This window comes from Allonocardiopsis opalescens (assembly GCF_003002095.1).
Taxonomy (GTDB): Bacteria; Actinomycetota; Actinomycetes; order Streptosporangiales; family Streptosporangiaceae; genus Allonocardiopsis; species Allonocardiopsis opalescens.
This window is the reverse complement of the sequence record NZ_PVZC01000007.1, coordinates 156,164-178,456: the sequence shown is the minus strand read 5'-3', so window position 1 is coordinate 178,456 and position 22,293 is coordinate 156,164. Positions and strand designations below refer to the sequence as shown.

The 22,293-nt window shown below is 73.8% G+C and carries 18 protein-coding genes; 7 read left to right on the top strand and 11 right to left on the bottom strand.

Annotated elements, in window-relative coordinates:
- Positions 1 to 42 precede the first annotated feature (42 nt).
- Both CLV72_RS22475 and CLV72_RS22470 read left to right on the top strand, forming a co-directional pair.
- Positions 43 to 1,398 carry a homoserine dehydrogenase gene (locus CLV72_RS22475; protein ID WP_106249910.1) on the top strand — a complete coding sequence of 452 codons (1,356 nt, stop codon included), beginning with the start codon at positions 43 to 45 and terminating at the stop codon, positions 1,396 to 1,398.
- Between the two features lie 73 nt (positions 1,399 to 1,471).
- Positions 1,472 to 2,767, top strand: coding sequence for an SLC13 family permease (locus CLV72_RS22470; RefSeq protein WP_106249909.1), 1,296 nt, complete (start codon positions 1,472 to 1,474; stop codon positions 2,765 to 2,767).
- 93 nt (positions 2,768 to 2,860) lie between these two features.
- Here the strand turns inward: CLV72_RS22470 and CLV72_RS22465 are convergent, their stop codons facing one another.
- Positions 2,861 to 3,820 carry a phosphotransferase family protein gene (locus CLV72_RS22465; protein WP_106249908.1) on the bottom strand — a complete coding sequence of 320 codons (960 nt, stop codon included), beginning with the start codon at positions 3,818 to 3,820 and terminating at the stop codon, positions 2,861 to 2,863.
- A 134-nt stretch (positions 3,821 to 3,954) separates the two neighbouring features.
- On the opposite strand from CLV72_RS22465, the gene CLV72_RS31850 reads away from it, so the two are divergent.
- The 3 genes from CLV72_RS31850 to CLV72_RS22455 all read left to right on the top strand — a co-directional run bounded on the left by CLV72_RS31850 (position 3,955) and on the right by CLV72_RS22455 (position 5,302).
- Positions 3,955 to 4,140 (top strand): hypothetical protein, encoded by a 186-nt coding sequence (locus CLV72_RS31850; RefSeq protein WP_146159528.1) that lies wholly within the window; start codon positions 3,955 to 3,957, stop codon positions 4,138 to 4,140.
- Entirely contained in the window at positions 4,137 to 4,643 is a 507-nt protein-coding gene (locus tag CLV72_RS22460; RefSeq protein ID WP_106249907.1) for a helix-turn-helix domain-containing protein, read from the top strand. Before CLV72_RS31850 ends, CLV72_RS22460 begins: the two co-directional genes overlap by 4 nt.
- A 116-nt stretch (positions 4,644 to 4,759) precedes the next feature.
- Positions 4,760 to 5,302 carry a dihydrofolate reductase family protein gene (locus CLV72_RS22455; RefSeq protein ID WP_106249906.1) on the top strand — a complete coding sequence of 181 codons (543 nt, stop codon included), beginning with the start codon at positions 4,760 to 4,762 and terminating at the stop codon, positions 5,300 to 5,302.
- 65 nt (positions 5,303 to 5,367) lie between these two features.
- Here the strand turns inward: CLV72_RS22455 and CLV72_RS22450 are convergent, their stop codons facing one another.
- Together CLV72_RS22450 and CLV72_RS22445 are read right to left on the bottom strand one after the other, a co-directional pair.
- Positions 5,368 to 7,101, bottom strand: coding sequence for an ABC transporter ATP-binding protein (locus tag CLV72_RS22450; protein WP_106249904.1), 1,734 nt, complete (start codon positions 7,099 to 7,101; stop codon positions 5,368 to 5,370).
- Positions 7,098 to 8,912, bottom strand: coding sequence for an ABC transporter ATP-binding protein (locus CLV72_RS22445; protein ID WP_106249902.1), 1,815 nt, complete (start codon positions 8,910 to 8,912; stop codon positions 7,098 to 7,100). The genes CLV72_RS22450 and CLV72_RS22445 overlap by 4 nt, the downstream gene beginning before the upstream one ends.
- A gap of 162 nt (positions 8,913 to 9,074) precedes the next feature.
- On the opposite strand from CLV72_RS22445, the gene CLV72_RS22440 reads away from it, so the two are divergent.
- A complete protein-coding gene (locus CLV72_RS22440) occupies positions 9,075 to 9,779 on the top strand; it encodes a TetR/AcrR family transcriptional regulator (protein ID WP_106249900.1) in 705 nt (234 codons plus the stop codon).
- Positions 9,780 to 9,921: 142 nt separating this feature from the next.
- On the opposite strand, the gene CLV72_RS33705 is transcribed toward CLV72_RS22440, so the two are convergent.
- The 4 genes from CLV72_RS33705 to CLV72_RS22425 all read right to left on the bottom strand — a co-directional run bounded on the left by CLV72_RS33705 (position 9,922) and on the right by CLV72_RS22425 (position 12,112).
- Positions 9,922 to 10,053 carry a hypothetical protein gene (locus tag CLV72_RS33705; RefSeq protein ID WP_281262429.1) on the bottom strand — a complete coding sequence of 44 codons (132 nt, stop codon included), beginning with the start codon at positions 10,051 to 10,053 and terminating at the stop codon, positions 9,922 to 9,924.
- Positions 10,050 to 10,271 carry a hypothetical protein gene (locus tag CLV72_RS32915; RefSeq protein ID WP_211303041.1) on the bottom strand — a complete coding sequence of 74 codons (222 nt, stop codon included), beginning with the start codon at positions 10,269 to 10,271 and terminating at the stop codon, positions 10,050 to 10,052. The genes CLV72_RS33705 and CLV72_RS32915 overlap by 4 nt, the downstream gene beginning before the upstream one ends.
- Before the next feature lie 170 nt (positions 10,272 to 10,441).
- Positions 10,442 to 11,035, bottom strand: a complete 594-nt coding sequence (locus tag CLV72_RS22430) for a TetR/AcrR family transcriptional regulator (protein ID WP_106249897.1) — start codon at positions 11,033 to 11,035, stop codon at positions 10,442 to 10,444.
- Positions 11,036 to 12,112 carry a hypothetical protein gene (locus tag CLV72_RS22425; protein ID WP_146159527.1) on the bottom strand — a complete coding sequence of 359 codons (1,077 nt, stop codon included), beginning with the start codon at positions 12,110 to 12,112 and terminating at the stop codon, positions 11,036 to 11,038.
- Between the two features lie 310 nt (positions 12,113 to 12,422).
- Here CLV72_RS22425 and CLV72_RS22415 point away from each other — a divergent pair, with 310 nt between their 5' ends.
- A complete protein-coding gene (locus tag CLV72_RS22415; protein WP_106249893.1) occupies positions 12,423 to 13,268 on the top strand; it encodes a MaoC/PaaZ C-terminal domain-containing protein in 846 nt (281 codons plus the stop codon).
- Here CLV72_RS22415 and CLV72_RS22410 read toward each other — a convergent pair.
- The 4 genes from CLV72_RS22410 to CLV72_RS22395 are packed head-to-tail and all read right to left on the bottom strand — an operon-like array spanning position 13,265 to position 22,273.
- Positions 13,265 to 14,638, bottom strand: a complete 1,374-nt coding sequence (locus CLV72_RS22410; RefSeq protein ID WP_106249891.1) for a DUF6002 family protein — start codon at positions 14,636 to 14,638, stop codon at positions 13,265 to 13,267. The genes CLV72_RS22415 and CLV72_RS22410 overlap by 4 nt on opposite strands.
- 7 nt (positions 14,639 to 14,645) lie before the next feature.
- A complete protein-coding gene (locus CLV72_RS22405; protein WP_106249888.1) occupies positions 14,646 to 20,186 on the bottom strand; it encodes a non-ribosomal peptide synthetase in 5,541 nt (1,846 codons plus the stop codon).
- A complete protein-coding gene (locus tag CLV72_RS22400) occupies positions 20,183 to 21,280 on the bottom strand; it encodes a potassium transporter TrkA (RefSeq protein WP_106249885.1) in 1,098 nt (365 codons plus the stop codon). The genes CLV72_RS22405 and CLV72_RS22400 overlap by 4 nt, the downstream gene beginning before the upstream one ends.
- A gap of 27 nt (positions 21,281 to 21,307) precedes the next feature.
- Positions 21,308 to 22,273, bottom strand: a complete 966-nt coding sequence (locus CLV72_RS22395) for a quinone oxidoreductase family protein (RefSeq protein ID WP_106249883.1) — start codon at positions 22,271 to 22,273, stop codon at positions 21,308 to 21,310.
- Positions 22,274 to 22,293 lie beyond the last annotated feature (20 nt).

The window sequence follows — 22,293 nt, the reverse complement described above, 5'->3', positions numbered from 1 at the left end:
ACCCGGCTCGACGGCCGAGCGGGTGCACACGGGAGAACAACGGTGATCCTCACTCACACCGCTCGCGGCAGGGCCCCGATCCGGATCGCGCTCACCGGCGCCAACGGCGGCTACGGGCGCACCTTCCTCGCGCAGCTCGCGCTGACGCCCGAGATCGTGCCGGCCGTGCTCATCGACCCGGACGTGCCCGGTGTGCGGCGGACGCTCGGCGAACTCGGCACCGACCCGGCCAGGGTCGTCCGCTCCGCCGACCCGGCCGACACCGCGCGGCACGTCGCCGAGGGCATGGTCGTGCTCGCGGCCTCGGGCGACGCGGTCGACTGGGCCGCGGTCGACGTGCTCGTCGAGGCGTGCGGGCGGGTCGCCGACGGCTACCGCTACGCCGCCGCCGCGCTCGACCACGGCGTGCACGTCGTGATGGTGAGCAAGGAGGTCGACACCGTCACCGGGGTGGAGCTGAGCGCCCGCGCCGCCGAGCGGGGGCTGAGCTACCTGCCGGGCGACGGCGACCAGCCCGCCAACCTGCTGCGCCTGCTCGACTGGGTCGCCGCGGTCGGCCTCGACGTGGTCGCCATCGGCAAGTCCGGCGAATACGACCTGGAGCTCGACCCCGCCACCGGCCGGGTGACCCAGGCCGGCGCCACCGTCGACGCCCCCGAGCTGCTCGGCCTGCTCGAACTCGGCGACGACGTTCCGGCCGTGCTCGCGCGGCGGGCCGAGGCGGTGCGGGGCCTGAAGCGGGCCGCGGCCGCCGACTCCTGCGAGATGACCGTCGTGGCCACCCGCACCGGCGCCACGGCCGACGTCGAGGCCCTGCACTACCCGGTGGCCCGGATCGGCGAGCTGGCCGACGTCTACGCCGCCCGCGAGCACGGCGGGATCACCGGCCGCGACGGCATCGTGGACGTCTTCTCCGCGCTGCGGTTGCCCGGCGAGGCGAGCTTCGCCGGCGGCGTCTTCGCCGTCGTCCGCACCGGCGACCCGGCGACCTGGCGCACCCTGCGCGGCAAGGGGCACGTGCTCAGCCGGGACGGCCGCTACGCGTGCGTCTACTGGCCCTACCACTACATGGGCGTGGAGACGCCGCTCACGGTGCACGCCGCCGTCGACCGCGCCGCGGCGCCGCCCGCGCGCTGGACCACCGTGCTGGCCGCGCGGGCCACGGACGACCTGGATGCCGGCACGGCCTTCGCCGTCGCCGGGCACCACCACGAGATCGCGGGCGTCGCGCCGGTCATGATCGCGCCGACCCCGGACGCCGCGCCCTACTACCTGCTCGACGGCGCCCGGCTGCGCCGGCCCGTCCCGAAAGGCGGGCTCATCGCACTGAGCGACGTCGAGGGCACCGACCCCCGCGCGCACGCCGCCTACCTCGCAGGCACCGCCCGCACCATCTAGCTGGAGTGAACCCGATGACGACCCGTACCGCGCGCACCCCCCACCGCGCGCCCGCACACCGCGGCGGCGCGGCATGACCGCCGAGATCATCGCCCTGATCGGGCTCGCCGCGGTCTTCGCGATCTCGTCCCTGCGCAATGTCCACATGGGCGCGCTCGCGCTCGTCGGCGCCTTCGTCGTCGGCATCGGCGTCGTCGGCGAGAGCCTTGACGACGTGCTGGGCGGCTTCCCGGTCGACGCGCTCGTCATCCTGCTGGGCATCACCTACCTCTTCGGCATCGCACGCGAGACGGGCACCATCGACTGGCTGGTCGACCGCTCGCTGGTGCTCATCGGCGACCGGGTGGCGCTGCTGCCCTGGGGCCTGTGGCTGATCGGCACCGGCGTCGCGTGCCTCGGCACCTCGCACGCCGCCTTCGCCGTGGTGCCGATCGCGATGAGCCTGGCGCACAGCCACCGCATCAACTCCACCCTCATGGGCATCGCGATGAGCTCCGCCATCGTGGGCGGTGCCCTCGCCCCGACCAGCATCGTCGGCATCACCGTGCAGACCGTCGCCTCGTCCGCCCAGGTGCCCTACAACGCCGGGCTGATGTTCGCGCTCTCCATCGGCGTGAACGCCCTCGTCGTGCTGGTCGCCTTCTTCCTCTTCGGCGGACGCGAACTCATCGCGCGCTCCCGGGAGGCCCAGAGCGCGGCCGCGCCGGCCGCTGCGGGCGGCACGGAGGGGCGGACCGCGACGCGGACCGGGCCCACGGCGCTGCAGGTCGTCGTCATCGTCTCGATTCTCGTGCTCATCGGCGGCTTCTTCCTGCTCACGCAGGGCGGGGTGGACATCAACCTCGGTGTGGTCGCGCTGACGATCGCCGTCATCATCGCCCTCATCGACCCCGGCGTGGGCCGCAAGGCGATCGGCCGGGTGGACTGGAGCACGATCCTGCTCCTCGGCGGCATCATCACCTACGTCGACGTCCTCACCAGACTGGGCGCGATCGACCAACTCGGCGAGGCGGCCCGCTCGGTCAGCCAGCCGCTGCTCGCGGCGCTGGTCATCTGCGTCATCGCGGCCCTGGTCTCCGCCTTCGCGTCCACGATCGGCATCATCGGCGCGCTGATTCCGCTGGCGGTTCCGCTGCTGGTCCCTGGCGGCGGACTGGAGATGACCGGTTTCATCTACGCCGTCGCGATCTCGGCCTCGCTGGTGGACTGCGCCCCCTTCGGCACCACGGGCGCGACGATCGTCGCCTCCACCGTCGAAGAGCACCGCCCCCGCGTCAACCGCAACCTGATCATCTGGGGCCTGTCCATGGTCGTCATCGGCCCCGTCTTCACCCTCGCCACGATGGTCGTCCCGTTCCTGTGGAGCTGAGCCGCCGTTCCCGCCCTGGCCGGAGCCTCGGGAGGACAGGGCCTGGTCGAGCGGTGCACGGTGCGGTCCGGGCCGGGTCCCGGCCGCGCCGGCTCAGCCCAGGGCGTCCATCAGGGCGGTGACGTAGGCGTCCAGCCGCTGCTCCACGGTGCGCGTCGTCAGGTCCGTCCGCCCTGCCCGGCGCCATTGCCGCGCCACCGGCCGCACTTCTTCCGAACTGGCCAGCGCGTCGCGCACCTGCCAGTACAGCCGCTCGCTCGCGGCGGCGGCCAGCACCCCGCCGGCCTCCTCGTACGCCTCGGGGAACCGCAGGCCCCACGCCGGGCCGTGCAGCAGCGCGAGATTGACGGCGCAGTGCGCCACATCGAGATCCGCCGGGCCCCAGGAGGCCGCGGCCCAGTCGACGACGCCGCTGATCCGGGCGCCGGCCGGCCCGTGGGGCGGCAGGTCGAACAGCACGTTGCCGGGTTGGAAGTCGCGGTGCAGGAATCGCCCCGCATAGGGCGGCGGGGGCCTACGGATCACGTCGATGGCCGCGGCCCAGGCCGCCGCGTCGGCGCCCCGCGGAACCACGACGGTGTCGGCGGTCGTCAAGGCCACATACGTCCGGGGCCGCTCGACGGGCCGTACGGCATGGATGGCCGCGAGCTGGCGGGCCAGCAGCGGAACGCGGGTCTCCACTCCCTCATCATCGAGGACCGGCCGGCCGGGCAGATGCGTCATCAGCAGCGACGGATACGCGCACTGCGCGGCGGTCGGATCGACCGCGACCAGGCCAGGAGCCGGCACGCCGGTCCCGGCGAGCAGGGACAGCGCGCCGGTCTCCCTGGCCAGCCAGTCCTCGGCGTGTTCCAGGTAGAACGGGTCGACGAAGCTCCGCAGCACCAGGTCACGGGTTCGTCCGTCCCGCGCGGCGATGGTCAGCCGCCGCATCTCGGCGGTGATGCCGCCGTGCAGCGCCTCGATCCCGACGATCCGCTCGCCGGCTGCCAGCTGCCGGCCCACCCAGGCCAGTGTCGACGGCAGTACGGCCGCCGCGTCGTCGTCGGTCACCGTGCCACCCCATCATCGGCGGGGCCGTACGCGCGAGTGCTTTATGCCCGCGGCCGCCGGCACCCTCGTCCAGTCCTGGCCGCCGCCGGGTCGAAAGCCGGACCGGCACTGTGGCCCCCGGCTAGACTCCCGCCATGGGGCTGATCTTCGGCACTGTCGCCGGTGAACTCCCGATGGTGCGGCGAGTGTGGACGGCACGCTGTGACGCCGCGACTCCTTTCGCCTCGGTGGTCAAAGGCGCGTCCATGATCGCGTTCGCGCGGTCCGGTGACCGGCTGACGGTGCACCTGCGCGGACCGGAGACAGGGCCACCCCGATGACCTGTCCGGAGGACACGGAGTACTTCGGTGTCGAACTGCGGCTCGGCGCCTATCTGCCCCTGTTCCCGCCCGCCGGACTGGCCGACCTGAACGACGCCGTGCTGCCGACCCCGTCAGGCGACCGGATCCTGCTGGACAACCGCGACTGGGAGATGCCGACCGAGCAGAACGTCGACGTCTTCGTCGACCGGCTCGTGCGAGCGGGGTTGCTGTTCTTCGATTCACTCGCCGAGGAGATCCGGCACGGCGAACGGCCGCGGGCCATGTCGGAGCGGACGGCGCAGCTCCGCTTCCGCCGGGCCGTCGGGATATCGCGCCGCAAGCTCGTCAGCATCGAGCAGGCACGGCACGCCGCGCGGCTCCTGGCGGCGGGGGAGCCGATCGCCGACGTGGTCGCCGGCGGCGGCTACTACGACCAGCCGCAGTTCGCGCGGGCCATGCGGTGGGCGACCGGCCACACTCCGGGCGAACTGCGGTCCGGCCGACCGGTCCTCGCGTTCTGACCTCTGGCCCGGCCCGCCTGGCCGCGCTGCCGCGTCCCTCCTGACCTGCACCGCGAAGCCGGCCGGATTCGGTTCGATACAAGACGGCCCGATCACCGGAATGCTTGACTCCGGGGATGCGGAAACTGATCGAGTTCGACCATCTCTCGATGGACGGGAGATTCGTCGGGGACGAATTCTGGGCCGGACAGCTAAAGGTCGCCCCCAACGACAAGCACTTCGAATACCAGCTGAAGTTGTTGGAGCACGCGGCCGGTCTCGTACTCGGACGGTTGACCTACCAGGGCTTCGCCGAAACCTGGCCGAGCATGACCGGCCCTCTCGCCGACAAGCTCAACTCTCTACCGAAGTACGTCGCCTCCACCACACTGACCGAGACCACCTGGAACGCCCAGGTGCTCCCCGGCGACGCCTTGGAGGCCGTCGCCCAGCTCAAGCAGTCCGGTGACGGCACCTTGCTGAAGTACGGCAACGGCCCGTTCAGCCGCGCACTCATCGAAGCGGGCCTGCTCGACGAGCTGCACCTGAGCATTTCCCCGTTCGTCGCGGGTTCCGGCGAGTCGCTACTGTCGGGCCTCGGCACCACCCGCATGAACCTGGCGGGGGTAACCGAGATCGGCAACGGCGCGGTGGTCCTGACCTATACGCCACGACGGTGACCCCGCCCGTTCATATCGCCCCATAGCCGATCCGCCGATCCTTTCGTGGCACGGAGGGAGGGGCTTCAGGCCGGGGGAGCGAGCTGCCAACCGGCGGCGCCCACGCGCTCGTGCCAGTAGTGGGCGTAGGCGCCGCCGGCGGCGAGGAGCTCGGTGTGGGTGCCGGATTCGCGGATGCCGCCCGCACCGTCGAGCATGATGATCTGGTCGGCGGTCATGATCGTCTGCAGGCGGTGCGCGACGACGACCAGGGTGCGCTCGGCGCGCACGGCGTCGACGGCCGCGCCGATGGCGATCTCGTTGCCGATGTCCAGTGCGGCGGTCGCCTCGTCCAGCAACACGATCGGGGCGTCCTTGAGCAGGGCCCGGGCGATGGAGACGCGCTGCCGCTCCCCGCCGGAGAGCTTCGAGCCGCCCTCGCCGACCCGGGCGTCCCAGCCGCCGGGCAGCCGCTCGGCGATCTCGTCCACGCGGGCCCGTGCCGCGGCGGCGATGACCTCCTCGCGGCCGAGCTCCGGGTTACCGATCCAGACGTTGTTCAGGATCGTGTCGTCGAAGAGGTAGACGTCCTGGAAGACCGGCGAGACGGCGGCCTCCACCACCGCGGTGCCGAGTTCGGGCACGGGGACGCCGCCGATGGACACGGTGCCGGCCTCGGGGTCGTAGAAGCGGGCGATGAGCCTGGTGATCGTGGTCTTGCCCGAGCCGGAAGGGCCGACGATCGCGGTCATGCGCCGAGAGGGCGCGGTGAAGGAGAGGTTCCGGAGCACGGGCGCGCCACCGTAGCCGAAGCTGACGTTCCGGAACTCGACGCCCCAGTCGCGCGGGGTGGCGGGCCGCGCGGGCTCGGGCAGCGCCTTGAGGGCGGCGAGCCCGTCGAGCTGGTCGAGCGTGGTCCTGGCCAGCGAGATGCCGCCGCCGAGGTCGCCGGCGCCCACGATCGGCTCGTTGAAGCGCACCCCGAGCACGAGCAGGGCGATGAGGGTCGCCGGGTCGACCGAGCCGCCGACGGCGAGGTAGGCGCCCAGGACGAGGATGACCGTGAGCGAGAGCTGCACGACCCCGGTGAAGGACGCGATGCCCGCTCCGCCGGTGATGAGCATGCCCTTGTAGGCGCGGTGCTGCCGGTGCAGCGCCTCATCGACCAGCCGGTCGGCGATCGACCCGTCGCCGGCCGTCCGCAGGGCCGGCTGGGCGCGGGCGAACTCGATCACCCGGTTGGAGGCGTCCGCGACCGCCGCGGAGTGGGCGGCGTCGCCGCGGGCGATCCCGGCACGCAGCCACCGATAGACCAGCGCCATGACCGGCACCATGACGGTCATCGCCACCGCGAGGCGCCAGTCGAACGCGTACATTCCGACCAGCACGGTCCCGGGGGTGATGAACCCGGTGAGGATCAGCCGGAGGATCGAGTACGGGGTGGTGGAGACGAACATCGCGCCCTGGATCGCGATGCCGGTGACCATCCCCGAGCGGTCGGGTCCGAACCAGGCGACCGGCAGCTCCACGAGACGGTCGCCGAGCCGGGTCAGCAGCGAGTCGAGCAGCGCGGTGCTCGCCTTCATCCCGATCTGGCCGGCGAACCAGTACGCCGCCGTGTACACGGCCCCGACCGCGGCGAGGGCGAGCAGCCACGGTTCGACGGCCGCCATGTCCGCGAGGAACAGCGCCCGGAGCAGGGGGACGAGCATCAGGAAGGCGACGCCTTGCAGCACCGCCGTGGCGACGATGAACACCAGCTCCGTGATGAGCAGGCGGCGCGCCCGCGGGGAGGAGTAGTGCAGCAGCCGGCGGATCATCCCTGGACTCCTTCCGGGAGCGAACGAGCGTGGTTCGCCTGGTAGTCGGCCCACATCCGGGCGAATCGCCCCCCTGCGGCGACGAGCTGCGCATGGGTGCCGCGCTCGGCGATCCGGCCGCCGTCGAGGACGAGGATCTGATCGGCGCCCACGATGGTGTGCAGGCGGTGGGCGATGACGAGCACGGTCCGGTCGGCGGCCAGGGTGCTGAGCGCCCGCTGGATCGCGGCCTCGGAGTCCGGGTCGGCGAAGGCGGTCGCCTCGTCGAGCACGATGACCCGGGCGTCGGCGAGCAGCGCGCGGGCGATCGTCACGCGCTGGGCCTCACCGCCGGACAGGTTGGCGTCCTCGCCGACGACGGCGTCGTAGCCGCGGTCGAAGCGCAGGATACGGTCGTGGATCTGCGCGGCGCGGGCGGCGGCCTCGACCTCGTCGTCGGTGGCGTGGGGGCGGGTGAGGCGGATGTTGTCGCGCAGGCTCGTCCGCAGCAGCCGGACGTCCTGGAAGACGAATCCGACCTGCCGGTACAGGGCGGCCGAGGCGATCTCCCGTACGTCCGCGCCGCCGATCGCCACCTCGCCCTCGTCGGCGTCGTAGAAGCGGGGCAGCAGCTTGGCCAGGGTGGACTTGCCCGATCCGGACGCGCCGACCAGCGCGGTGACCGTGCCGGGCGCGCAGACGGCGGCGATCTCGTGCAGCACGCGGTGGCGGCCGTCGTAGCCGAACGAGACCTCGTCGAAGGCGACGCCGCGGCCGTCGGGAGTGCGCGGTGCGCGCGGCCGCGGTACCGGCGGCAGCGCGAAGAAGGCGGCGAGGGACTGCCGCGCCTTCGTCGCGTTGCGCAGGAACTGCGAGGACGAGCCGAGTTTCATCAGCGGGCTGGTCAGGCCCAGGCCGAGCAGCAGCCCCGGGAGCACGTCGATCGGGGCGGCGGCGCCGATGCCCACCAGCCATGAGCCGACCGCCAGCAGCCAGACCAGGACCACGACCGGGGAGGTGACGATCTCGATGAGCGTGAACATCGCCGCGGTCTGGCGCGTCCACTCGCCGACGAACTCCACATAGCTCTTCGTCGCCTCGCGGTAGCGGCGATGGCTGCGGCCGAGCTGCCCGAAGCGCTTGACCACGGTGATGCCGTGCACGAACTCGACCGTCGCCCCCGACAGCCGGACGCTCGCCTCGTCGTACTGCCGGTACTTCTCCGCCCCGCCGCGCATCAGGACCGGGTACAGGATCGCGGTGACGACGAGCGGCACGAGCGCGGCCACGGCGAGCTGCCACTGCACCGTGAACAGGTAGACCAGGCTGACCAGGGGGACCGTCACCGCGAAGATCACGTCGTGGATGGTGTGCGCGACGAGCTGGTGCAGCGCGACCACGTCGTTCTCGACGAGCTTGCGCACCGAACCCGAGCTGCGGGCGTCGAACCAGCCGAGCGGAAGTCTCTGCAGGTGGCGGATGATCCGCCGCCGCAGGGACAGCTGCAGTTCGGCGTCCGCGAAGTGGCTCACCATACCGGACAGGAAGGCGGCGCCGAAGCTCACGAACAGGGCGATCACCGCGACGGCCACGACCGCCCACACGCGACCGGCCCCGACCGCGTCGCCGGAGAGCGCCGGCAGCAGCGTCCGGGCCAGCTCGACGATGGCGATGAACGGCACCACGCTGCTCACCGCCCCGAGCACGCTCAGCCCGATGATCGCGGCCAGGCTGCCCTTCACCGGGGCGAAGAAGGACTCGTCCGTGCCGGCGTCCGCATCGCGGTCCGACGCGCCGGCTGTCGGGTCGCCCCTGCCTTCGGGCCGCGCCATGGGCCTGCCCCTCTCACTGATCGAGACTGATAACCATTATCACAGATATAGTGAACACTGTTCTAATGCATCGGCGCCAGGTGGGGCAAGGCAGGCTGTGCCCCAACCCGTTCGTCGGTCAGTGCGCCGGGCCCCACCTGTCGCCCGCTGAGAGGAGACACCGTGAGCGACACGGCCGCCACGCCGTTCCACGTGGGCCTGACGCCCGAGACCGTCATCGACGCCGCCGTGCACCTCACCCGCGAGACACACCTGCTGAGCTGGTCGATCCGCGATCTCGCCGCCCGCTTGCGGGTCGCCCCATCGGTGATCTACCACCACGTCGGCGGCAAGGACCTGCTGTGCCGGCGGGTGGTCGAACGCGTCCTCGACCGGATCCCGCTTCCGCCGACCGAACTGGACTGGCAGGAGTGGTTCCGCCGACTCCTCTACGACGTCGGACCGCTCGCCGCGCGCTACCCGGGTGTCGCGAAGTGGATGCTCATGCACGGCCCGACGATCCCCGCCGTGCTCCCGACGCTAGAGGCCGGCATGGCCGCCCTGCACCGCGCCGGCTTCGCCGACCGAGCGAGCTTCGCCTACGCCCTCCTGCTCAACAACGCCATGCTCACCATCTCGATCGGCGACGACCGCCTACAGCACGAGGGCGACGGCCCCCGCGACCACGCCACGATGATGGCCGAATTCCAGGACATGCCCACAGCGTCCGACCAGGTCCGCAGAATGGGCCGGGAACTGATGCGCCCCTTCGCCCAAGGCGGCGAATCGGCCGCGCGAACCCGAGAGTCCTACTACCGCTTCGCCGTCGACACCACCATCGCCGGCCTCGCCACGGTGCTGCCCAACGGGGCGGACCCCACGGCTTGACCAGGACGGTGGTCGCTGGCGACGAGCGGTTGTTCATGCTGCGCACCAGCCGAACCACTCGAAGACGTCGGGGCAGGACCGTCCACCGTTTCGCTGACTCCCGCCTACCGGGCGAAGGTCGCCTGGGCGGTCGAGCGACGGGTCATCGCCGATTCGGCAGGCTGGCTTCCTGGGACTGCGGGTCCCAGATGACCAGGCGGAATTCCGCGGCGAGTTCCTCGATCGCCTTGAGCGCCGCGTCGCTGCTCGGCGCGGAGCCCAGGCTCATGATCACGTGGTCGATGCCGATCGCCAGTGGCGCCGACACGGTGACTCCGCCCCATGGGACGGGTGGTCCGGGAAGCGCGAGCGGAGGCGCTCGTAGAACCCGACCACCCGCTCGTCCAGTTCGCCCTCATCGTGATCGGTGGACGTGCACCGCTGGAACATCGCCTGCGCCGCCGCGGCGTCGGCCGACTCGTCCATGGCGAGAACCGCCAGATCGAAGCTCACGGGAGCATTGTCCGCCTGGCCGTATCGGCACGACCCGCCGGGTGGACATCCCAGCCGCGGTCGCGTGGACCGGTGCCGCGGCGGCCTATGGCGGCGCGTGAGGTGCGTGCGCGGCCGTCGCGCGGCGGTGGCAACCTGAAGCGGCAAGCGATTGGACCGGAAGCGACAGTTTATTCGGCTATCCGGAAGGTGCGGCGGAGGGCGTGGGTGAGGAATCCGGCTTCGGCGGTGGCGTCGAAGTCCTCGTCGCCGCAGTTCAGGATCAGGCCGTCGACGACGCTGGTGATCCATCGTGCGGCCCGGGCGGGCGGGATGGAGGCGTCCATCAGGCGCTGCTCCTGGAGGCGTTCGATCAGGGTGGTGAGCAGCGGTACGACGAGGGCTTCGTGGTCGGCCAGGAGGGTGGCCAGTTCCGGGTCGGCGCCCAGGCGTTCCAGGATGGCGGCGGACATGCCGGCCGCTTGGGGGTCGGTGAAGTCGGTGCTCAGCACGTCGATCGTCGCCCAGAACGCGGGCAGCGGTTCGGTGGTGTCGATCGCCGCCAGACGCTCGCGCTGCTGCGCGCAGGCGGCTTCGACGACGGCGCGGAAGATGGCGGCCTTGTCGGCGAAGTAGTGGAACAGCGCGCCCGAGCTGAGGCCGGTGGCGCGCCGGAGCTCGGCGACGGTGGTGTTGGCGTACCCGTTCCGGCTGAACGCGGCGACGGCGCCGGACCGGATCTGACGGGTCCGCTCCTCGCGCAGTTGCGGATTGACGGTTCTCACCTATTCAGGCACCTCCCGGCGGTTCTGGACCATCCAGCCGGCCGCCACCAGCACCGCCACGAGGACCAGCAGGGCGATGTTACCGGCGGCCTTCGCCGCCGGGTCGACGTCGCCCAGCGGCGTGACCAGGAACGCGGCGCCGCCGACCGCGAACAGGTAGCCGGCGGCCGAGGCGAGTACGTGCGTGCCGGACCAGCCGGGTGCGCGAGACCAGCGGAGCATCAGGTACGACCACAGCACAACGGCCGCGACCGCGAACAGGGTGGGTCCCCAGGAATTCCAGCCGGGCCCGGCCGGGCTGAGCGCGGCCAGCAGCGGACGGGCGGCGAGCAGGCCGAGGCTCACCACCAGCACGACGAACGGCGAGGGCGCCGGAGTGCGTCCGCTGACCGGCGACGGCCGCGCCGTGCGTAGCGCCGCCCACACCAGCGCGCCGACGGCCGCGACGGTTCCCGCCACCTGCCAAGCGGACGGCTGCCACCCCTCCAAGCGCAGATGGTCGGCCAGCACGTACCAGCCCGCGAGCAGCCAGACGACGGTGGTCGCGGTCAGCCCGAGGGGCCGCAGCCACGGCCGGTCCCGGTTCCTTCCCGCCAGTGCCTCGGCGACGGCGACCGGCGCGTACACGCTGCCGAAGGCGTGCAGCGCGGTGAAGTGGAACAGCATGAAGCCGCTCGTGCCGAGCGGGGCCAGGAAGGTCGGCTGCCGCAGGGCGTCCCAGTAGAAGATGTCCCGGTACGCGGGATTGAACAGGCCCTGGTCGATCAGCCCGGCCTGCACCAGCCCGAACGCGGCGCCCAGCAGCAGGATCGACGGCCAGCCGCCCCCGGTGCGGCGGACGAGCTCCCGGATCAGCAGTGCCGGCGCCCCGTACAGCGGGGCGAAGACCATCAGACCGAACAGCATCGCGAGCGGATCACCGGCGAGGACGTCGTAGCCGATCAGGTACTCGGCGCTGATCGGCGCGAACAGCAGGAGCACCAGCACCGGCCCGAACCGGCCCCAGCCGCGTGCGGCCGGAACCGGGGTCTCGTCGCCAACGGTCGACGGCGAACGCCGCTTTCTTAGAATGCGCATTCTGTTAATGTAGCCGCATGCCGGAGCCGACGCCACCGCCGATCGACCCGGCTGCCCGCCGAGCCCGGCACCCTGGACGGGCCAGGGCCAGCCCGCCGGCCGCGGCCGATCACCGGCGCGAGTTCTTCCGGTAGTGCCGCTGCCGGCACGCGCGTGAGCAGTACCGGCGGCGCCGGCCGGTGGCCGGTTGCCGGAACGGGGCCGCCGCACATAATGGCGGTTCCCGCGGTCTTCTGTGTTTCCGTTCGGGCCGGTACGGTTGAGCCTGTCATTGTCCGGCGGTTTATCGGACCGTGGAGCGTGCTTGGGCATGGGCGATATGGAAACGGGTGCCTTGGGGGTCTGGGGGCGGCCTGCGGAGTTCGCGGTCACCGCTGAGCGAATCGCGGCTTACGCGGAGGCGACGAACGATCCGATCCCGGCGCACCGGCGCGGCGATATCGCGCCGCCGGTGTTCGCCGTGGTGCCCGCGTTCCAGTCGATGATGGCGGTCGTAATGGCGAGCGTGCCGTTCGAGGCCGCGACGAAAGGGCTGCACGAAAGGCACGAGCTCCGTTTCCACCGGTCGGTCTCTCCTGGTGACGCCCTCGTCTGCCGGGCGCGGCCGATCGGGCGGCTGCGGCGTCCGCACGGCTCCACGCTCACCGTGCACGCCGAGTCCAGGACCCTTGGCGGCGCCTTGGTCACCGAGCAGTGGCTGACGGCGGTGTTCGTCGGCTACGACGCGGCCGAGACCGCCGGTGAGCAGGCGCCGGAGCACCGCTTCGACCCGGCCCTGCGGGAGCGGCCCGCTCTGTGCTCGACGGTCGCGCACCTGGACGACGACCAGACCTTCCGGTACGCGCAGGCGGCCGGCGACCCCCTGCAGATCCATCTCGACGACGAGGTGGCGCGGCGGGCCGGATTTCCCGGAATCATCGCGCACGGAATGTGCGTCATGGCATTCGCGTCCTGGGCGCTGCTCACCGGGGTGGCCGAATCGCGGACCGACAGGATAGAGCGCCTGGCGGTCCGTTTCACTCGGCCCGTGCTGCCGGGCCAGGATCTCACCACCGCCATATGGCCGAACGGCGACGGCCATTTCGCATTCGAGAGCACGGTGGGAAAGGCGACCGTTCTGTCGGACGGCCTGGCGCGGTTCGCTCCCGCCGTTTAGCGGCCTACGGCATCGGCGACGTCGTCCGCAGTCCGGACAGGCAGTAGCGACGCTTCCGCGATCGGCTCGAATTCGTGGGTTCCGTAGTAGCCGGAGCCGTGGACGACCACATCGCTTTCGGCGGACACGAGTCCGCGGTCGATGGCGTTCATGACTCCGGTGAAGGCCATGACGAGCGACCATTCCCGCAGCTGCCGGTGGTCGGCCGGCAGCGGCCGCGGCGCTGAGGTCATCAGAGCGCGCACCAGCGGGTACCGCTCCAGGCACTCGGCCCGGGAGACGACGATCCCCGAGCCGCCGTGGCGGTCGATGATCGCGCTCATCGCCTCCGAGGTCGCCGGCCGGTGCGAGTAGAAGGTCGGCTCCAGCACCTCGTCCAGGCTGCCGGCGGTCAACGGGAAGTGCGGGTCGACGTCTTGGGCGAGGGCCCCGGTCCGCGGGTCGCGCGTGTAGGCGGGGAGGCGGTCCCGGGAGAAGTCGCGGTACTTGTGGTGCAGCACCATGTCGGGTGTCGCCAGGTGCTGCACCAGCAGGCTGGCCGGGCGGCGGGCCGGGTCGGCGTCGCCGCGCTGCTCCAGCACCGCGCGGCCGTGGTGGTAGCCGAGCAGGCCGAAGGCGCTGGACACGGCGTGCGCGTGCAGCCGGGGCCGTGCCGCCTCCTCGACCGGGGCGGCCCGCCGCTCGAAGAAGGCGCGGGCCGCGTCGGCGACCACGTAGTTGTCGAGGGCGAGCGTGAACCAGGTGCGCAGGCCGTGCCGCCGCCGCAGCCGGCCGGCGTGCTCGGCCAGGAAGGCCCGTCCGACCGCCTTGACCTCTTCGGGCTCGCTGCCCGGGTAGACGAGGACGGGGTTGAGCGCGCTCAGCGCCGGGTCGGTGCTCAGTCGGCTGGAGCGGAGCTTGCCGGCGCAGGAGCGCGGCGCGATCACGGCCACCCGGAGCATGTCCGGTTCGACCAGGCCGGCGTCGACCGCCCGCAGTACCGCGTCGCGGAGCGCGACGCCCTTGTTCGCCGAGGTCGGCGAGAGGATCATGACGCGCTCACCGGTCCGCCGGCAGTACTCGGCGGCCCGCGCGACGATGAGCAGGGACGCGAAGGTCTTGGTGGTGTGCGTGCCCGGATTGCGGGCCAGGTCGAGCAGGCTGATCCGGTGCCCGCCGTAGCCGTCCAGCTCGTGCCAGCCGGCGGTGGCGGCCGACAGGTAGCCGCGCACCGCCTCGTCGGGCTCCGGCAGCAGGAAGCCCGGCGAGAAGGCCGAGTCGTCGTCCACCGGAGCGGTGTCCGCGACACGCGCCCCGATGACCTCGGGGAGGTCCTGGTAGAAGTCGAGTAGCAGATTGGCGATCGCGGGTTGGGCGAGGGCGCGGTCCATGAGGGGCTTATCCTTCCTCGGCGGCGGTCAGCGCGGCGGCGAGCCGGCGGATGGTCGGATGGCGGAACAGGTCGAGGAGCTCGACGTCGCGGCGCAGGCTGTCGCGCAGCCGGGTGTGGACCTTGAGCAGCGTCAGCGATCTGCCGCCGAGGTCGAAGAAGTTGTCGTCCACCCCGACCTCCGCGAGGCCGAGGACCGAGCGCCAGATCTGCGCCAGGGTCTCGGTCACCGCGTCCTGGGTGGCCGGGCTCGCCGCCTCGCGGCGGCGGAGCCGGCGCAGCCGGTCCAGGTCGGGCTTGCCGCGTTCGGTGACCGGTATCCGGTCCAGCACGACGATGCGGTCGGGGACCATGACCGGCGGCAGGTTCGCGGCGAGGTGGCGGCCGACGTCGGCCGAGGTCACGGCCTGGCCGTCCGCGGGCGCCACGTAGGCGACCAGCTCCGAGGCGTCGCCGTCGACCACGCAGTCGCCGATCCGGGGCTCCGCGAGGGCGGTCCGCTCGATCTCCGCCGGCTCGACCCGGTGGCCGTTGACGCTCAGCTGCCGGTCGCCGCGGCCGAGGAAGTCCAGCCGGCCGTCCGGCCGCAGCCGCGCCCGGTCGCCGGTGCGGTACAGGCGGACGCCGGCCGCCCCGTACGGGTCGGGGCGGAACCGACCGGCCTGCTCGGCACGGGCGTTCAGGTAGCCGGCGGCCAGGTACGGGCTCCGCACCGCGAGCTCGCCCACCCCGTTGGCGGGTACCGGTGCTCCGTCCCGCCCCAGCACCATCAGCTGGGCGTGGGGCGTGCCGGCGCCGAGCGGGGACAGGTCCTCCCGCGCGGGACCGGCGAACTCCTCGGCGAGGTCGACCACGCTGACGCCCTGGGGCGTCTCCGTGGTCCCGTAGACGCTGAGCACCCGTGCGTTCGGGAACAGGCGCCGGGCGGTGGTGCGGTCGTCCCGGCGCACCGCCGCGCCGCCGGAGGCGACGAGCCGGACGGCGGGCAGGGTCCGGCCGTCCAGGGCGGCGGCCGCGCCCAGCATCCGCAGCATCGCCGGGGTCAGGTGGACGACGGTGACCTCCTGCTCCGCCAGCCACGACAGCAGGCGGTGCGGCACGGCCACCGCGTCCGCGGGCGGGACGCACACCGCGGCGCCGATCGTCAGGGGCAGGACCAGCTCTCTGAGCAGCGGGTCGTGCCCGATCCCGGCGAGCAGCGAGAAGCGGTCGCCGCCGCCGAGCCCGAACTCCCGGGCGTACCAGTCGAAGAACACGCGCAGCGGCGGCTCGGTGCCGAGCACCCCCTGCGGGCGGCCGGTGCTGCCCGAGGTGAAGGCCAGGTAGGCGGCGGGCTCCGGCAGCGGCGGCCGGCCGGACGGCGCCGGACCGGACCCGGGGCCGAGCCAGGCGACCCCGTCCCCCAGCGCCGCCGCCAGCTCGCCCGCCGCCCGCGAACCGCCGGTCAGGTCGACGGCGGCCGGCGCCGCCGCCTCGCGGACTAGAGCGGCCAGCCGCGCCACCGGCAGTTCGGCGTCCAGCAGCAGGAACGGGACCTCGGCGGCCAGCGAGCCCAGCACCGCCGCGGCCAGCTCCGGCCGGCGGCGGGTGAGCACCGCGAGCACGGTGCGTCCGTCGAGCCCGGCGCGGGTCAGCGACTCCGAGAAGCGCGCCACCTCGGCGCTCAGCGCGCGGTAGCCGGTCTCGGCGCCGCCGTGGCGGAGCGCCGGCGCCTCAGGGCGGGCGGCGGCCGCCGCCGCGAAGCGCTCCGGGACCGACTCCGCCGCCGCCGCGGGGAAGCGCGCGGGCGCGACGGCCGGGTCGGCCAGCCGCCGCCCGGCCGGGGTCGCGTCCGGATCGCGGGCCACGGTGCGCAGGGCCGCCTCGTACTGCGCCGCGATGGCGAGCGCCTGCTCGCGGTCGAAGAGGTCGGTGTCGTAGACGAGGGCGGCGTCGATGGTGCCGTCCCGGTCGGTGAGGTAGAGCGAGAGGTCGAACAGGGCGCCGGTCACCGGCGGGTCGAAGCGCCGGACCCGGCAGCCGGGCAGCGTCAGCGGCATCGTGTCGTAGGAGAGCATGTTGCACCAGATCTGGTAGATCGGGTTGACGCCGGGCGTGCGCGGCGGGGCCAGCTCCCTGACCAGCTCCTCGAACGGGACGTGCGCGTGTTCGAGCGCGGCGAGGATCGCTTCGCCGGTCCGCCGGATGAGCCGCCGGTAGGGCAGCGCGGGGTCGGTCGCGCACCGCGCGACGACCGAGTTGTTGAAGAAGCCCACGACCGGCTCGGTGCGCAGGTCGTCGCGGCCGGCGACGGGCATGCCGAGCAGCACCTCCCGGCGGTCGCCGTAGCCGCCGACCGTGGCGGCGAAGGCGCCGGCCAGGACCTGGAAGATCGGGACGCCCTCCGCGACGGCGAGGGCGCGCAGCCCGGCGGTGGTCTCCGCGTCGAGCCGGCAGCCGACCCGGTCGCCGCGGAACCTCGGCCGGGCCGGGCGCACCGGCGGCACCGGCAGGAGCACCGGCGGGGGCGGGTCCGACAGGTGCTCGCGCCAGAAGGCGAGGGAGCGCCGCAGCGGCGGGCGGCCCGCCCCGGCGGCGTCCATCACCTCGGCGAAGCCGGGCACCGCCGCGGCCCAGGCCGCCTCCCCGCCCGCCGCGTAGGCGGCGCCGAGGTCGCGCTGCACCAGCTCCCGCGACCAGCCGTCCATGACCAGGTGGTGGCCGATGACGAGCAGGACGTGCCGGCGCGGGCCGAGCCGGTAGCGCACGGCCCGGAACAGCGGCCCCCGGTCGAGCCGCATCGGGCGGCGCAGCTCCTCGGCGATCGCGCGGCCGGCCGCCTGGAACCGCTCCTGCTCGGGAAGCGCGGTGAGGTCCGCCGAGCGCACCGGCACCTCGCCCGCGTCGTGGACGCGCTGCCACACCTCGCCGCCGTGCGTCTCGAAGGTCGTCCGCAGCGCCGGGTGCCGCGCCGCGACCTGGTTCAGCGCACGGTGCAGCGCGCCGCCGTCCACCGCGCCCTCGATCTCGTAGCAGCCCGCGACATGGTAGGCGGTGCAGTAGGGGTAGAGCTGGTGCAGCACCCAGAGCCCGCGCTGGGCCGGCGAGGCCGGCAGCAGGCCGTCGGGGCGTGCCGCGGGGCGCGCGCCGCCCGGCTCGGCGCGCGGCGGCGCGGCCGCCGAGCGCTCGTCCAGCAGCGCCGCCTGCGCGCGCACCGTCGGCCTGCGCAGCAGCTCGACGCCGGTGACCGCCGTGCCGGTGTCGCGGTGGATCCAGGCCGCGAGCCGGATCGCGGTCAGCGAGTGCCCGCCCATGGCGATCAGGTCGTCGTCGCGCCGGACACCGGTGCGGCCGAGGATCTCCTGCCACAGCCCGGCGACGTAGCGCTCGTTCGCGCTCCGCGGCGCCTCCCCGGCCGCGGCGCGCTCGTGCTCCTGGGGCTCGGTCGGCGCCCGCGCGGCGAGCGCCCGGCGGTCGACCTTCCCGGTCGCGGTGAGCGGGAAGGCGTCCACCTCGACGAAGCCGGCCGGGACCATGTAGTCGGGCAGCCGTTCGGCGGTGTGCCGCCGCAGCAGCTCCGCGAGGTCCGGCGGCGGCCGGTGCGTGCGGACGTATCCGCGCAGCCGCTGCCGGTCCGGTTCCTCGGCCACCACGACCGCCTCGACGACGCAGCCGAGTTCCTCAAGCGTCCGCTCCACCTCGGACGGCTCGACCCGGTGCCCGCGGATCTTCACCTGGTGGTCGCGGCGCCCGGCGTAGTACAGCAGCCCGTCCGGTCCGCGCCGGGCCAGGTCCCCGGTCCGGTAGACGCGGACCCCGTCGTCCACGGTGAAGCGCGCGGCGTCCTCGGGTCCGGCCTTCCAGTAGCCGGGGGAGAGGTGCTCGCCGCGGACCGCGACCTCCCCGGCCAGCCAGGCCGGCCGGCCCTCGTCGCTGAGCAGCCGCACCTCGAAGCCGTCGAGCGCCCGGCCGATCGGCACCCCCTCCGCCGCCTCCCCGAGCAGCCGCCCGGGCACGTGGTGCTGGACGGCGAAGCTCACCTCGGTGGCGCCGTACCCGTTGACCAGGACGGAGTCCGGCCGGAAGTGCCGCCGGAAGGCGTCCAGGTCGCGCCGGGTCAGCTGCTCGCCGCCGAGGACCACGGCGCGCACGTCCGGGAAGGCGTCCGGACCGCCGGCGCCGTCCACCAGGTGCCGGTAGAGGGTCGGCGTGGAGTGGTACACGGTCACGCCGGTCGCCCTCAGCACGTCCGCGAGCCCGCCGCCCGCCAGCCGCCGCACGTCGACGGGCACCACCGCGGCTCCGTTCAGCAGGGCGGCGAAGAGGTCGGTCACCGCCATGTCGAAACCGAAGGACGAGAGCAGGCTGAGCCGGTCGCGGCCGGAGATCCGCAGGTTGTCGGTGTGGTTGCGGATCTGGAACAGCACATTGCGGTGCGTCTGCAGCACGCCCTTCGGCCGGCCGGTCGAGCCCGAGGTGTAGAGGACGTACGCCGCGGCCTCGGGCGCGGCCGGGGGAGCCGCTCCGATCTCCGCGTCGGCCAGGTCGCCGAGGTCGAGCACCGGCACGCCGCCGCCGGTGAGCCGGGCGTGCCGGTCGCGTAGTGAGGCCGTGCTTAGCAGCAGCTCCGGTTCGGCGTGCGCCAGCATGGCGCCGAGCCGCGCGGGCGGGTGGCGCGGGTCCAGCGGGACGTAGGCCTTGCCGGCCAGCAGCGTGCCCAGGATGGCGGCGATCATGTCGGGCCCGTGCTCGACGAGCAGTGCGACCCTGCCCGCGCCGCGGCCGGCCCGGTCGAGCACGGCGGCGGCGATGCCGCCCGCCCGCCGCGCCAGCTCGGCGTAGCCGATGGTGCGGTCCGGCGTGATCACGGCGGGGCGGTCCGGGTGCCGCAGCGCCTGCTGCGCGAAGCGCCCGGGAATCGACGTGGCGACGGCCTCCGGTGGGAAAGGCGTGTGGTCCCGGGCCGCGCGGTGGAGAGGGCCGGGCCGGTAGGGCGGCGGGTCGGCGGGCCGGGCGAGGTCCGCGACGGGGGCGTGCGGCGAGCGCGCCAGCGCGTCGACCAGGGTCCGCAGGTCGGCGGCGACGCGGCGGCCGAGTGCGGGGGAGGTGCCGCCGACCGACACGGCCGTCCCGCCGCCCTCGGTCTCGCGGAGCACCACGAGCCGGCCGTAGCCCGGCGGGACCGCCACCGGCTCGGCGGCGGTGCCCGTCCCGCGCCACACGGCCGTCGCGCCCATGGCCGCCCAGGCGAGTTCGCCGCCGCGCCCGGCGGGGCCGGTGTCGGGGTGCGACGGAGGCTCGGCCCTGCTCAGCCGCCGCGTCACCTGGTCGAGCAGCTCGGCGCCGCCCAGGCCCGGCCGCAGCTCGACGGCCAGCCGGCGGGCGGCCCGGCCGGTGTCCGCGGCGGGGCCGCCGTCGTCGGGCAGCAGGTGCACCTCGGGTCGCGCGGTGCCCAGATACCGGCCGATGAGGACCAGGAGGGCCGCGACGACCAGCCCGCCGGCGCGGTCGGGCCGGTCCACCGCGACGTGGAAGACGGCGGGCGGCGCCGCCGCGGGGTGTGTCGTCATACCGGTGTCCCTGGGAGTCGGTCGGCGGGGCGGCCGCGCAGCCGTTCGCGCAAGACGTGCAGTTCGGCGCGGGCCGCGTCGAGGTCCCCGATCGGGAAGCCTCCGGACAGCGCGGGCGCCACCCGGTCCAGTTCGGCCGCGGCGCGGGGCCCGAAGCGCACCCGGTCGCCGTCGAGCACGACGCCGTCAGCGGCGGCGGCCCGCTGGTTGAACGCGACCGCGGCGGCGCGGTCCAGGCCCGCGGGTAGCCGCAGCCGCACCTCGGAGCCGTGGACGCGCACCGGGTAGCCGCCGGGCAGCCCGTGCGGCCCGGGCAGGTGGGTGTCGACCGGTGCGCCCGCCGCCATCGCCGCCACCAGCAGGGCGGCGGCGTGCCCGGTGACCTGGTTCAGCTCCTGCCGCTCGGCGGCGCGCTGCTCGGCGAGGAGCCGGCCCGGTGCCGGGAGCGCTGCGCCGTCCAGCCACAGCCGCACGTCGTCGGCCTCGGCGGCGGGCGCGTGCAGGTGGACGTGGTGGGCGAGCATGTGCAGCCGGCTCTGGCCGGGCAGGCCGAGCGCGGCCTGGGCGCTCGCCGCGAGCAGGGCGATATTGCCGATCCCGGCCAGCACCGGCAGCCCGAGGGCGGCCAGCAGCGGGTTGACCGCGTCCGGGAAGCAGCCGTTGAGCAGCCACGGCCGGGGGGTGCGGCCGGCCAGCAGCCGGGCGACCCGCCGCGCCGGCTCGGCCTGGAACGGCAGGGTGAGGCCGAAACCGGCGCGGGTTAGCAGCGCGGTCCAGGCCGAGGGCGCCCGCGCCGCCTCCCAGGGCGAGTGCTCGGACGCCAGCACCAGCACCCCGTCGGCTCCGTCGACCGCGTCGGCGAGCGTGGTGCCGGGGGTGAAGCGCAGGCCGGTCGCGCCGCCGCAGGCGGCACGGGTCGCGGCGAGGTAGCAGACCTGCCGGGCCCGCTCGGCGCGTCGCCCGACCACGGCCACGTCGAGCGGCGCCCGGCAGACCACCGCGAGCGAGCAGGCCACCGCCCGGGCCAGGCCGCCGGTACCGATCAGGGCGATCCGCCGCCTACCCGGCACGGTCGCCGCCGGCCCCGCCGCCATGGGACGTACCGGCGTCCTCGCGGCCCATCAGTTCCCCGGCTCCCCGACCTTGAGGACGAGCTTGCCCACCGTGCCCCGCGAGGTGATCGCCTCCAGTGCCTTGGCCCCGTCGGCCAGCGGGTACTCGCCCCCGACCACCGGTCGCAGCTGCCCCTTCTTGATCAGGCCGATCAGGCCGGTAACGGTGTCGCGCAGCAGCAGCGGCTGTGCGTGGAAGAGGTCGGAGGCCCAGAAGCCGACGATCGACCGGGAGCCGTGCATCAGGCCCTCCGGCGCCACCGGGGTGCTCGGGGCCGCGGTGACCGACCCGAAGACGACCAGCCGGCCGAACATGGCGAGCGAGGACAGGCAGGCGTCGCGCGTCTTGCCGCCGGTCGTTTCGAGGATGAGGTCGATCGGGCGCCCGCCGTTGGCCTCGCGCAGCGCCCCGGCGAGATCGTCGTCATTGGAGTCGACCGCCGCGTGCGCGCCGAGCGACAGCGCGAGTTCGCGCTTGTCCGCCGTGGACGCGACCGCGATGATCCGCCGCGCCCCCCACGCGCGGGCGAGCTGGACGGCCAGCGAGCCGGTGCCGCCGGCCGCGCCGAACACCGCGACGCTGTCGCCCCGCGTGAGCCGGCCGCAGCGGCGCAGGACCTGCCACGCGGTGAAGCCCTGGAGGCCGAGCGCCAGGGCCTCGCCGTCGGAGAGGAAGTCGGGCAGCGGCACGACGACCGGATTCGCCGCGACGGCCGCCTCCGCCCAACCCGCCTTCATCGTCATGGCGAGGACGCGGCGCCCCGCCGCGTCGAAGCCCACCACCTCCGTGCCCGGGATGACCGGCAGCTCCGGCCGGCGCAGGTAGGTTCCCTCGATCCAGTGCCAGTCCGCGTAGTTCACACCCGCGCTGCGCACCCGGATCAGCTGGTGCCCGGTCTGCGGCACCGGCTCGGGCACCTCGTCGAGCGCCAGATTGCCCACGTCACCGAACTCGTGGAGTACCAGGGCCTTCACATCGCCTCCCACTCGGGTTG